Below are 12,108 nucleotides of genomic sequence, written 5' to 3'. Positions count from 1 at the left end.
GCGTCGTGCTTTACTGTTACGACATGTGTTGCCACAGGACAACGTTCGGCAGTGGGATTCAATACCCGGCGACCTGCCCGTCTTTCCGTGGTTCGGTGGCCCCCGAGAGCGTGCCGTCCTCCCAGCGAGCGAACTGGGCACCGCCGAACATCGACGCCGGAAGGAGTCGAACGTCGTGGCCCTTCCGAGCCAACTTCGCACCGACGCTGCCGCCGAGTCTGTCTTCGACTGCGAGTGTCCCGTCTTCGCGGTATCGCCATCGAGGCGCGTCGAGGGCGGCCTGCGCCGGAAGGCCGTGGTCGACGATGTTCGAGACGACCTGCACGTGCCCCTGCGGTTGCATGTACCCGCCCATGACGCCGAAGGCCGCCCAGTCGTCCGCACCGAACTCGATGAGGCCCGGGATGAGCGTGTGGAACGGGCGTTTTCCGGGTTCCAACCGATTCGGGTGGTCGTCGTCCAGCGAGAACGAGGCACCCCGATTCTGTAAGGCGATGCCGGTGTCGCCCGCGACGAGGCCGGAGCCAAACCCGGCGAACCGCGAGTTGATGAACGAGACGACGTTCCCGGCGGCGTCGGCGACACAACAGAGGACGGTGTCGGCGTCTTCAGCGTGTGCGTCGGCGACGCCGAAGGTCACGTCGTGGTTCGCCTCGTCACCGATTTCTTCGGCCCGTTTCGCGGCCCACTCCCGACTGGCAAGCGGCGGTATCTCCTCGTGTTCGGGGTCGGTGATGTACCGGTGGCCATCGTGGAACGCGACTTTCATCGCCTCGGCGAAGGCGTGGACCGACTCGGCGGACCCGAACGGGTGGTCGCCCGCGTCGATTTCGGTGGCGACGTTCAGGGCTTCGAGGGCGACGAGGCCCTGATTGTTCGGTGGGAGTTCGTACACTTCGACGCCGCCGTAGGTCGTCGAGACGGGGTCGACGAACTCCGGTTCGAACGCGGCCAAGTCGTCAGTGGTGAGAAACCCGCCGTTCGACTGGACTTCGTCGGCAATGGCCGCCGCGATGTCGCCCTCGTAGACGACATCTGCACCCTCCTCGGCGACCCGTTCGAGTGTCCGGCCCAACTTCGGGAGCGTGACCATCTGCCCGACTGTCGGCGCAGAACCGTCGAAGAGGTACGCCTCGCGTGCGTTGTCGGACTCGAACAGGTCCTCGCCGTGTTGCCACTGCGCCGCGACGACTTCCGTGACGGGATAGCCCTCGTTCGCGTAGCGAATCGCCGGTCGAAGCACGTCGCCGAGCGACTGCGCTCCGAAGCGGTCGAGCGTCGCCTCCCATCCGCGAGCAGTCCCGGGGACGGTGACTGTGTGTGCACCCGTTTCGGGCATCTCCACCTCGTAGAGGGGCACGCCCTCCTCGGCAGCGACTGCCTTTCGAACCCGGTCACGCGTCGCGTCCGCGGGTGCACCGCCACAACTGCGCATCGCACCCACCTCGCCGTCGGCGGTTCGATAGCAGGCGAACACGTCGCCACCCAGTCCCGTCGACGTGGGTTCGACGACGTTCAGCGCGGCGGCCGTGGCGACGGCGGCGTCGAACGCGTTGCCACCGTTCGAGAGAATCTCCACGCCTGCCTGTGCGGCCAGTGGCTGACTCGTTGCGACGATACCGTTCGGGGCGTAGACGGTCGACCGCCGGGAGGTAAAACGGTCGGGGTCGGGTGTGGGGCCGGACATGCCGTGTGCTTCGTAAACACGCCGCATAGCTGTTCGGCTCTCGGAAGTCGGTGGAGGTGTGTATCGAACGAGCAGAAAATGGAACGTCTCGGTCAGTTGGTCAGTCAGTCAGTCCGTACCCACGCCGGAAGAGAGCGATGTTGACGGCGACGACGACGAACGTGAGCGCCGAGAGGACGCCGAGCGAGAGGTTCGGGTCGACTTCGGTGACGCCGAGGAACCCGTAGCGGACGCCGTTGACCATGTATATCATCGGGTTGAGGAGCGACGCCTGCCGGAACAGTTCGGGAATCTCGTTGAGCGAGTAGAAGACGCCGCCGAAGAAGACGAGCGGGCGGAGGATGAACTGGTTCATCATCGTCAGGTCGTCGAAGTCGTCGGCCCAGAGACCGCCGATGACGCCGAATCCGGCGAAGAGGAGCGTGATGACGAGCATGAACGCCACGAGGTAGAACGGCCGGGCGACGCCGACAGTCGTGAAGAACGCGCCGATGAGTGCGACGAGTGCGCCGACGAGGACGCCGCGAGTCGCACTGGAGAGGACGTACGCGCCGACCATCGAGGTGTACGACAGCGGCGACGTGAGTGCCTCTTCGATGTAGCGGTTCCAGCGGCCGTGGAAGATAGAGAACGAGGCGTTCTCGAAGGCGTTCGAGACGGCCCCGAGGACGATGAGACCGGGGAGGATGAAGAGGATGTAGCGGACGCCCGCAATCTGGTCGATACGTTCGCCGAGGATGACGCCGAACACCGAGAAGTACAGCACGTTCGTGATGAACGGCGGGACGAAGGTGTTCCGGGGACGGCGGACGAACCGGAGGACCTCGCGCCGGAGGAGTGCGTAGAATCCGGTCACGTCGAGATTCATTGTTCTACCTCCATCGTCGCACGGCCCTGTCCCTGTCTGGTCATCTCCACGAACACCTCTTCGAGCGACGTGCGAGAGATTTCGAGGTCGACGATTTCGTGACCGGCATCGTCGAGTGCCTGCACGACGTCGGGGGCGACGAGTCCCCCCTGATGCGCGGTGACGACGAGGCGAATTCCGTCGAGTTCGACGGACTCGACCCGGTCGTCTTCGGCCTCGAAATCGGGGACTGCCGTCGGTTTGTCGCGCAGTTGGACGACGATGTCGTCGGTGCCGCGGTCCATCAACTCCTCGGGACTCGCCACTTCGATGACGCGCCCGGAGTCGAGGATAGCGACTTCGTCACAGAGGCGTTCTGCTTCTTCGATGTAGTGGGTGGTGAGGAGGATGGTCGTCCCCTGGTCGTTCAGGTCGACGATGGTCTCCCAGAGTTCGTGGCGGAGTTGCACGTCGACGCCGGCAGTCGGTTCGTCGAGGATGAGCAGGTCGGGGTCGGTGATGAGCGCACGTGCGAGCATGAATCGGCGTTTCATCCCGCCGGAGAGCCAGTCGAATCGCGTGTCGCGCTTGTCGTAGATGCCGACGCGTTTGAGGACTTCGTCCGCCCGTTCGCGCGCTTCGTCCTGCGGAATCCCGTGGTACCCGGCTTTGTGTTCCAGCACTTCGCGGATGGGGAAGAAGCGGTCGACGTTGAACTCCTGTGGGGCGAGGCCGATTCGGTCACGGGCCTCTCGGTAGTCTGCTTCCACGTCGTACCCGAACACACTGGCCGTCCCACCGGACTTGCGGACGAGGCCGACGAGGATGTTGATGAACGTCGTCTTCCCGGCACCGTTCGGTCCCAACAACCCGAAGAACGACCCTTCCGGCACGTCGAGGTCGATTCCGTCGAGGGCCGTCACGTCACCGTAGGACTTCGTGAGGTCTCGTATCTCTATCGCGGATGCCATTCGTTGATGCGTCGTCAGACGTGGACGCGATTAAGCGTGCTGTCCGCGGAATGGCGTGAAACCACGTGACACGGTCGTCGTTGCGAGAGCATGGTATGTTGTAACGTATCAAATTAGGACCTATTATTCGTGTGTATCGAACTAAGTCATTAACGAATATTATCATTATAAATGATTAACTTTTAATATCGCTCTCGAGTCGAACCGAGTGAGGTAACGCACAATGGTAGTATCCGCAGTATCCGCCGCAGCACATCACAAATCGACGCCCCGCCGACTGGACCGCTATCGACCACCGACACCCCCAACGTAACCAATGACAGACCGACCCAACACGACCCGAACCGACACGACGACCCGCACGACGACCACTCGCCCTCCCCAGACGACGCGACGCTACCCCAACAACGAGGAGAACATGGACGCGCCGCTCGTCCCCTTCATCCAGACACCCGGCGAAGAAGACGAGATGACGAACATCCGTCGTGAACTCGCCGCGCTCCGCACGCAACTGAACCGCATCGAGCGAACGATGCAGACGACTCCGACCGACAACACCCAATGAATCCGACCGAACTCGACAGCGACGTCTTCGCACAGGAAGTTGACAACCAGAAAGCCCGCGAACTCCGCGAGAAACTGAACACGCAGGACTTCGTGTTCGCACCCGGCATGTACCACGCACTGGACGCCCGACTGGCCGAGATGACCGGCCACGACGCCGCGTACATGTCCGGCTACTCGACGGTCCTCGGGCAGTTCGGCTTCCCGGACCTGGAGATGGTCACGATGACCGAGATGGTCGAGAACGCCAAGCGCATGGTCGAGGCGACCAACCTCCCCATCATCGCCGACTGTGACACTGGCTACGGCGGCATCCACAACGTCCGCCGCGCCGTCCGCGAGTACGAGAAGGCAGGCGTCGCCGCGATTCACATCGAAGACCAGACGACGCCGAAGCGATGTGGCCACATCGCTGGGAAGCAAATCGTCTCCCGAGAGAAGGCCAAGGCTCGATTCGAGGCCGCCGTCGACGCCAAGCAGAGCGAAGACACCATCATCATCGCCCGCACCGACGCCTACGGGTCGTCGAACGGTGACTGGGAAGAGCACCTCGAACGTGGCCGCATCTACGCCGACGCCGGCGTCGACCTGGTCTGGCCAGAGATGCCCAACCCGAGTCGAGAGGACGCCGTCAAGTACGCCGAGGAGATTCACGAGACGCATCCCGACCTGAAACTCGCATTCAACTACTCGTCGTCGTTCGCGTGGTCCGAAGAGGAAGACCCGCTCACGTTCCAGGAACTGGGTGACCTCGGGTACAAGTACATCTTCATCACGCTGTTCGGCCTCCACTCGGGCGCACACGCCGTCTACGAGGACTTCAAGAAACTCGCCGAACAGGACGAAGAGGGGCAGTTCGACCTCGAACAGCGCTACCTCGGCCACCCGACCGAGAGTCACCACGAACTCTCGTTCGTCTCACGGTATCAGGACATCGAGACGGAGTTCGACCCAGAGGCCCGCCGACGCATCGAGGAATCCGAAGGGTTCAGCGAAGAACAGGCCGACCCCATCACGTCGAACGACGACTAGGGACACACCGATACTTTCTGCCAAACCAATTATTAACACACTATAATCCAGATACACGTATATGACTGAACGAAGACACGACAGAGAGTTCGTGCGGACGTTCTTCACGTCGCCGACGGCCGTCGAAGGCGAAGAAGACTCCGCGAAGATGATTCGAAGCGCGTCCCAGCTCCGCGGCATGCAGGCCCCGGACGTGTGGGTGCCCGACAACGAAGACGCGACAGCGCCCTCGATGCGCGACGAAGGTGTCGAGAACATCATCGAAGTCGTCTCCGAGAATGGAGCCGACTTCCCGGGTGAGATTCACCCGCGGATGGTCTGGCACCGCGACAGTCCTGCGACGCGCTATCAGGGATTCCAGCACATGCTGGAAATCGCGAGTTCCGACACCGGTGCAATCGAACACATTGACGGGTTCGTCATCCCCGAAGTCGGCGACATCGACGACTGGAAGAAGGCCGACGAGTTCTTCACCATCGTCGAAAACGAGTGCGGCCTCGAAGAGGGAAGCCTCGCGATGTCCGTCATCATCGAGAGCGGAGAGTCCGAACTCGCGATGGGGAAACTCCGTGACGAGATGGGCAAGGACACGAACAACCTCGAACGGTTGTTCCTCTTCGTCGACGGCGAGGTGGACTACACGAAAGACATGCGCGCGATGACGCCGACGGGCGAACTGCCGGCGTGGCCCGAGCTGCGCCACAACACCTCTCGCGGTGCCAGCGCGAACGGGTGTATCGCAGTCGACGGCCCGTACGACGACATCCGCGACGTGGAAGGCTACCACGAGCGCATGACCGAGAACCAGGCGAAAGGGATGCTCGGCATCTGGTCGCTCACGCCCGGTCAGGTCGTCGAGGCCAACACGTCGCCGCTTCCGCCGAAGACCGGTAGTTGGCTTCTCGACGTGGACGGCGAGCAGGTCGAACTCGACTCCGAGGACGGCGTCGAAGTCTACGACGGCGACCGCATGTCGCTCGAAGCGACCGACGGTGGCTACGAACTTCGCGTCGGCAGCGACACGCGAACGCTGGACGAAGACGAACTGCACGAGGAACTCCTCGGTCTGACCTCGTACGTCCCGAGCATGGACGACATCGTCGACTCGATGGAGGAGTTCGAGGCCGCCAAGGAGGCCGGACGAGGTGCAATCGCCATGGAACGGTCTGCGACGCTCCGCATCGGTGACACCGAGTTCGACATCTCCACCGACCGGATGTGGGACGAGGCGACCTATCAGGCCGCGATGACACCCATCAGTCTGTTCCAGGACGTGTACGAGAACCGCCCTGACCAACACGACGAGTTGGAAGAACGCTACAGTACGGGCGTCGTCGAACGCGCGATGGAGGTCGGTCTCTAAGCACAGCACGCTGCCTTCGGCAGCACTCCGCCTAGATGCGGTCGCCGTCGGGCAGGAACCACGTTCGACGGCACTCCTGGTTGTAGCTCTACGCGGCGCACACGCCCGATACCGTGGGGGCGGTGCGCCACTCGTTTTTTCGACGAATCTCCTTCGCTCCTGTCCAGTCTCGACCGGCGACGGGTTCGACGCCACGCTCAAGTTCGAGCGGCGCGACTCCTCCCACGTGAACGATTCGAGCCTCCAGCACGTCGGTGACCGACCGGCGGAACCCGACGCAATCGTCGAGTTCGACGACGACCTACCCGAAGAGACACTGGAGCGACTCCGGACTGTGAGTTTCTACCTCGACAACGCCATCGAGATTCCGGGGACGAACTACCGAATCGGTCTCGACCCCATCTTGGGATTCGTCCCCGGCGTCGGCGACACCGTCGGGTCGGCCCTCTCGGCGTACATCCTCGTCGAAGCGGCGATGATGGGCGTCCCGCGGGCCACACTCGCTCGGATGTTCGGCAACGTCCTGCTCGACGCGACGGTTGGGTCGGTTCCCGTCGCCGGTGACGTGTTCGACGCCGCGTGGAAGGCGAACGCGCGGAACGTCCGCCTCATCGAGGACCGCTACGGCGAGTTTTCGGGCGAGGGCGTCGAAGCGGACCGGCGATTCCTGCTCTTCGCCGTCGCTATCGTCACGGTACTCTTGGTCGGACTCGGCGTTTCGGTCACGCTCGCTGTACTGTGGGTTCTCGGCCAACTCGGTATCGGCCTCTTCTGACGACTCTGCGTCCCCCGTCTGTTCGGGTTCTCGACAGTGACCTGTGTGACCGTGGGACTGGTCATCGATGCCCAAAGTATAAAATAAAAGACATTTATACCGGCCTCGCAAAAATTGCCTATGCAACGACGAACCTTTCTGAAAGGCGTCAGCGCGACAGGTGCCCTCCTCACCGCCGGTTGTCTCGGCGGTGCTCCCACGTCCGGCGGCGCATCGGACGAGACGACGACTCCCGAACCCGCCCCGGTTCCGGAGTCCGACATCTCGTTCCCGAGCGAAGGCGGCGTCCTCCGCGCAGTCCACATGGGCGGCGACCAAATCGAAGACGAGGACACGACCGAGGTGTACGTCGCCGTCGACGGCGAGCGAACCACGACGTGGGTCGCAGACGACGAAGAGACGCAACCGTACCCAATCTCGGTCGGGAACTTCGTCGAAATCGAGGCGGCGGAGTCCGGGTCCACCGTCGAAGTCGTCTGGGTGGGTCGCGCCGGCACCGAATCGGTACTCGCCACGCACGAAGTACCCGCCAAAGAGACGACGACAGAGACAGCCACGCCGACCGAGACGGCGACGGCTAACGAGACGACAACCACGACGACGAACCAGACGGCCACGCCGACCACGACGACACCTGCAAACGAGACGGTCACGGATACCACGACGACTGCAAACGAGACGACCACGGATACCACGACGACTGCAAACGAGACGACCACGACCAGCGAGTAACCGAGCAACAACCGTCAGCGAACTTTTTTATTCGAAGACGCGGCCAATTCGGCGCAGTCGACGACCGACAGAAGCGCACTTAGTCGTCCGCAGGCACGCCGTCGTGCTCGTAGTCACTGACTGCTTCGGGTGCCACGATACCGGTACGGACGCCGAGGCGCTGAACGAACGGGACGAGTGCCCGGCGCTTCATCAGCGCGAACCCGGAGAGGATGAAGGCGAACCCGAGGATGGTCTCGGACCCGATGGTCTCGCCGAGGACGGCCCATCCACTGAGTGCGGCGACGATGGGCACGGCGTAGCTCACGAGGTTGATTTCGATGGCTCCGATACGGTCCAAGAGGACGAAGTAGATGATGAACCCGGCGGCACTACAGAGGACGGCGAGGAAGAGGAGTGCCGCCACGACCAGCGGTGACCACGCGACGGTTGCGATACCGGGTTCGCCGAGGACGGGACTCGCGACGTGGAGCAGTCCAGCACCGAGCAGCATCATCCACGCCTGCATCGGAACGACCGGTGGGTTGCCTGGGAGTCGCTTGACGAGGACGGTGCCGAACGCCCAACTCACGGCGGCGAGAGAGAGGAGGACGACGCCCACGAGTTGGCCGCCGACCGACCCAGAGGAGAGAGCGATGACGACGGTTCCGACGAGACCCAGGGAGACGCCGACGAACCCGCCAGCGTCGAGTCGTTCGTCGGGGAGCATCGACCACGCGAACAGTGGCGTGAGAATGGGAGAGGTGCTGAGAACGATAGCCGCGACACCACTGGTGACGTACCGCTGGCCGGAGAACAAGAGTGCGAAGTGTGCACCGATGAGAAGCGTGCCACCGACGGCGACGACGACCCACTCGTCTCGGCCGCGTGGCCGCCAATCTTCGGCCGCGAACAACGCGTAGCCGAACAGCACGACACCGGCCACGTCGTACCGAAGTGCAGCGAAGAGTGCGGGGGGAAGCACCTCCAACCCGACTTCGATGGCGATGAAGGATGTCCCCCAGAGAACCGCGAGGATTGCGAACAGTGCGACGTTTCGATGTGTTTGTGTTCCGATAGACACGAGATATCGACCTGAGACCCGGTTGTTGCCCGGACTATCACGCCCCCGTACATGAAATTTCTCGGAGTCAGGATAACACCTCACCCGGCGTATGTTGACGAATGTCTCAGCAAGAAGATGAGTCTCTGTGGGCGTTCGAACAAAGTAAGGTAGTTACGCGCGCCGCGAGAGAACCCGAGTATGAGTATCTTGGAGGACGCCCGTGCCCTCGCCGAGAGTGGGCCTGTCTGTGATGCCTGTCTCGGCCGGGCCTTCGCCGAACGGAGTTTCGGGTTGACGAACGCCGAACGAGGCCAATCGCTTCGCATCGCCGCCGCCCTCGACGCAGACGAACCGTACGAATCCGTCGACACCGAAGACTGCTGGGTCTGCGAAGGTGAATGTGCTCGCTTCGACGACTGGGCAGAGCGCTGTGCCGCGTCCATCGACGACGTCGAAGTCGAGACGTATCAGGTCGGGACGCGAGCACCACCGCTGGTCGAAGAGAACGAGATACTCCTCCGCGAAGGTGCTGGCCTCCCCGAAGACGCCGGCGAACTGTTCAAGTCCGAATTCAACCGCGAAGTCGGCAAGCGCATCGGCCGTCTCACCGGCACTGACGTCGACTTCACACGCCCAGACGTACAGTTCCTCCTCGACATCGAGCGAGACGTCGTCGAGACACAACTCAACTCGGCGTTCGTCTACGGTCGCTACCGCAAACTCGAACGCGATATCCCGCAGACAGAGTGGCCCTGCCGCGAGTGCGACGGGTCGGGATACAAAGGAAAAGAGCCGTGTGACTACTGCGGCGGGTCTGGCTACCTCTACGAACACAGCGTCGAGGGGTTCGTCGCGCCCGTCGTGATGGACGTGATGGACGGCGTCGACGCGAAATTCCACGGTGCGGGCCGCGAGGACGTGGACGCCCTGATGCTCGGGACGGGTCGTCCTTTCGTGGTCGAAATCATGGAACCCCGGCGTCGCGACATCGACGTGGAACAACTCGAAGGCGACGTCAACGCGATGGCCGAGGGAGCCATCGAAGTCGAGGGACTCCGCCTCGCCACCTACGACATGGTCGAACGCGTGAAGAAACTCGACGCGAGCAAGCAGTACCGCGCCGCCGTCGAGTTCGACGACGACGTAACCGACGAAGAGTTACAGGCCGCACTGGACGAACTCACCGGCGCGACCATCGACCAGTACACGCCTAACCGCGTCGACCACCGCCGCGCCAGTCTCACTCGCGTCCGGCAGGTCTACGACGCCTCCGGCGAACTCGAAGACGCACGGCACGCCACCGTCGAAATTCACGGCGAAGGTGGCCTCTACATCAAAGAACTCGTCTCCGGCGACGAAGGCCGGACGGAACCGAGTCTCGCTGGCCTCCTCGACACGGGGGCAGTCGTGACGGCACTCGACGTTATCGCCGTCGAAGGCGAGGACGAACCGTTCGAGGACGACGAGTTCTTCAAGGACTGACCGGGGACTCCGGCACCAGACTTCTCTCGGCAAGTCGTACCACGTCTCGATGCTCGACTCCCACAGTCGGAGAACTGTGATTCGGCATTAAGATGACGACGAACCGATAGTCCGTATGGGAAAGACAGCGACCCGCACCATCTTCGCGGGAAAACGCGGGTTGGTGGGCTACGTCGCCATCTACCTCGGATGGGCGTGGTTCTTCTGGAGTCTCGTCGTTCTCTCCGGACAGAGCGTCTGGACGTTCCCGAACGTCCTCCTGTTCTACGTCGGTGCTATCAGTCCCGCGTTGGGGGGCATCCTGATGGTGTACCGCCGCAGCGGTGTCGCTGGCCTCCGACGACTTGGGAACCGCATCGTCGACGTTCGGCGAATCCGCCCGCGGTGGTCACTCGTCATCGTGGGGTTGTATCCGGCGATTACGTTGACCGCCGCCGGAATCGCCGCTCTCGTCGGTGCCGAGACCACCCCGCTGAACCCCACCGAGGCGCTCGAACGACTGGTGACGCCGCTGAGTCTGTTCGCCTTCTTCGGGTTCACGCTCGGCGCTGGACTGGTCGAAGAGACCGGTTCGACAGGGTACTTTCTGGACCGACTCATCGCCGTCTGGAACCCGACAGTTGCGGGTGTCGTCAGCGGTGTCGTCTGGGCGAGTTGGCACATCCCGCTGTTCTTGATGGACGGCTACTACAGTCAGGCGTCGTACCAGCCAATCGTCTGGCGCTTTTTCGCCACGTTCGTCTTCTTAGAGACGCTGTACGCGTGGCTCTACGACAACACCGACCGGAGCGTCCTCGCGGCAATCCTCTTCCACCTGATGATTAACCTCACCGGCGAGGTGCTCGCGCCGTCCCAGCAGGTCAGGTGGTACGCGTTCTACCTCACGATCCTCGTCGCCGTCGCGGTGGTCGGGTGGCGAAAGCGTGAGGTGATTGGACAGCAGGTTCGGTCGGTCGGTACCTGACGAAGCAGTGGAAGACGAGAGTCCACTCCACGAATGGACAGGGGGAAGACACTTATTCGACCGACAGGTGGTCAGACCATGTCCCTCCACCCCCGCCGCCGCGCCGTGCTCAAAGTGTTCGCAAGCGGGTCGGCCACGCTTCTCGCCGGGTGTCTGGGAGGTGGTTCTGCGGGGACCACGTCCACGACGGCACCGACGCAGGAATCGACCACGACGGAAGTCGAGACAGACACGACGACAATCGAGACCCACACGTGTGACGAACAGGGAGTCGTCCCCGACGTCGAAGTCCGCAACAAACGGGACGAACCGGTCATCGTCACGCTCACCGTCGAAGACCGGACGACCGGCACACTGTTGTTCGAATCGACTTACGACGTGCCGGCGAACGAGTTGACGACCGAAGAAGACGACACCGTGTTCTCCTCGCTCGACCCCGAGACTGACCACCAAATCTGGGCTACTGCCACGGTCGGCGAGCAATCCGACACCGAAGACGTGTCAGTCGTCGCGCAGACACCACTCATCAGGGGTATCGCCGTCGCCGTCACGTCCGACGGGGTTGCCGTCTTCGACTACCACGCTGACCCCGGGCCGCGAGTCAACTGGGATTGCTACCCGCGAGACTGAATCGGTACGTTCAATC

12 protein-coding genes are annotated in these 12,108 nt (G+C 62.8%); 8 read left to right on the top strand and 4 right to left on the bottom strand.

Annotated features, from left to right (window positions below; translation table 11 throughout):
* Window positions 1-58: 58 nt before the first annotated feature.
* The 3 genes from GJR96_RS07040 to GJR96_RS07030 form a co-directional block, all read right to left on the bottom strand.
* Entirely contained in the window at window positions 59-1,687 is a 1,629-nt protein-coding gene (locus tag GJR96_RS07040) for a gamma-glutamyltransferase family protein (RefSeq protein WP_151162289.1), read from the bottom strand.
* 100 nt (window positions 1,688-1,787) lie between these two features.
* A complete protein-coding gene (locus GJR96_RS07035) occupies window positions 1,788-2,555 on the bottom strand; it encodes an ABC transporter permease (RefSeq protein ID WP_151162288.1) in 768 nt (255 codons plus the stop codon).
* Window positions 2,552-3,505, bottom strand: a complete 954-nt coding sequence (locus GJR96_RS07030) for an ABC transporter ATP-binding protein (protein WP_151162287.1) — start codon at window positions 3,503-3,505, stop codon at window positions 2,552-2,554. The genes GJR96_RS07035 and GJR96_RS07030 overlap by 4 nt, the downstream gene beginning before the upstream one ends.
* A gap of 316 nt (window positions 3,506-3,821) precedes the next feature.
* Here GJR96_RS07030 and GJR96_RS07025 point away from each other — a divergent pair, with 316 nt between their 5' ends.
* The 5 genes from GJR96_RS07025 (at window position 3,822) to GJR96_RS07005 (ending at window position 7,971) form a co-directional block, all read left to right on the top strand.
* A complete protein-coding gene (locus tag GJR96_RS07025; protein WP_151162286.1) occupies window positions 3,822-4,070 on the top strand; it encodes a hypothetical protein in 249 nt (82 codons plus the stop codon).
* The gene (gene aceA / locus GJR96_RS07020; RefSeq protein WP_151162285.1) at window positions 4,067-5,101 is read left to right on the top strand and encodes an isocitrate lyase; all 1,035 of its coding nucleotides are present in this window, start codon (window positions 4,067-4,069) and stop codon (window positions 5,099-5,101) included. The genes GJR96_RS07025 and aceA overlap by 4 nt, the downstream gene beginning before the upstream one ends.
* Window positions 5,102-5,162: 61 nt before the next feature.
* Window positions 5,163-6,464, top strand: a complete 1,302-nt coding sequence (gene aceB / locus GJR96_RS07015; protein WP_151162284.1) for a malate synthase AceB — start codon at window positions 5,163-5,165, stop codon at window positions 6,462-6,464.
* Window positions 6,465-6,690: 226 nt separating this feature from the next.
* Window positions 6,691-7,239 carry a DUF4112 domain-containing protein gene (locus GJR96_RS07010; protein ID WP_225317707.1) on the top strand — a complete coding sequence of 183 codons (549 nt, stop codon included), beginning with the start codon at window positions 6,691-6,693 and terminating at the stop codon, window positions 7,237-7,239.
* Window positions 7,240-7,359: 120 nt separating this feature from the next.
* Entirely contained in the window at window positions 7,360-7,971 is a 612-nt protein-coding gene (locus tag GJR96_RS07005) for a hypothetical protein (protein WP_151162282.1), read from the top strand.
* 79 nt (window positions 7,972-8,050) lie between these two features.
* On the opposite strand, the gene GJR96_RS07000 is transcribed toward GJR96_RS07005, so the two are convergent.
* A complete protein-coding gene (locus tag GJR96_RS07000; protein WP_151162281.1) occupies window positions 8,051-9,034 on the bottom strand; it encodes a DMT family transporter in 984 nt (327 codons plus the stop codon).
* Window positions 9,035-9,214: 180 nt separating this feature from the next.
* Between GJR96_RS07000 and GJR96_RS06995 the strand changes: the two genes are divergently transcribed.
* From GJR96_RS06995 to GJR96_RS06985, 3 genes are all read left to right on the top strand, one after another.
* Window positions 9,215-10,498: a tRNA pseudouridine(54/55) synthase Pus10 gene (locus GJR96_RS06995; RefSeq protein ID WP_151162280.1), complete on the top strand. Its 1,284-nt coding sequence runs from the start codon at window positions 9,215-9,217 to the stop codon at window positions 10,496-10,498.
* A 115-nt stretch (window positions 10,499-10,613) separates the two neighbouring features.
* Window positions 10,614-11,462 (top strand): CPBP family intramembrane glutamic endopeptidase, encoded by an 849-nt coding sequence (locus tag GJR96_RS06990; RefSeq protein ID WP_151162279.1) that lies wholly within the window; start codon window positions 10,614-10,616, stop codon window positions 11,460-11,462.
* A gap of 78 nt (window positions 11,463-11,540) precedes the next feature.
* Window positions 11,541-12,092 (top strand): hypothetical protein, encoded by a 552-nt coding sequence (locus GJR96_RS06985; RefSeq protein WP_151162278.1) that lies wholly within the window; start codon window positions 11,541-11,543, stop codon window positions 12,090-12,092.
* Window positions 12,093-12,108: the final 16 nt, after the last annotated feature.

This window comes from Haloferax litoreum, assembly GCF_009674605.1.
In the GTDB taxonomy this organism is placed as follows: Archaea; Halobacteriota; Halobacteria; order Halobacteriales; family Haloferacaceae; genus Haloferax; species Haloferax litoreum.
Note: the sequence above shows the minus strand (reverse complement) of the source record. Positions and strands in the feature narration are given on the sequence as shown.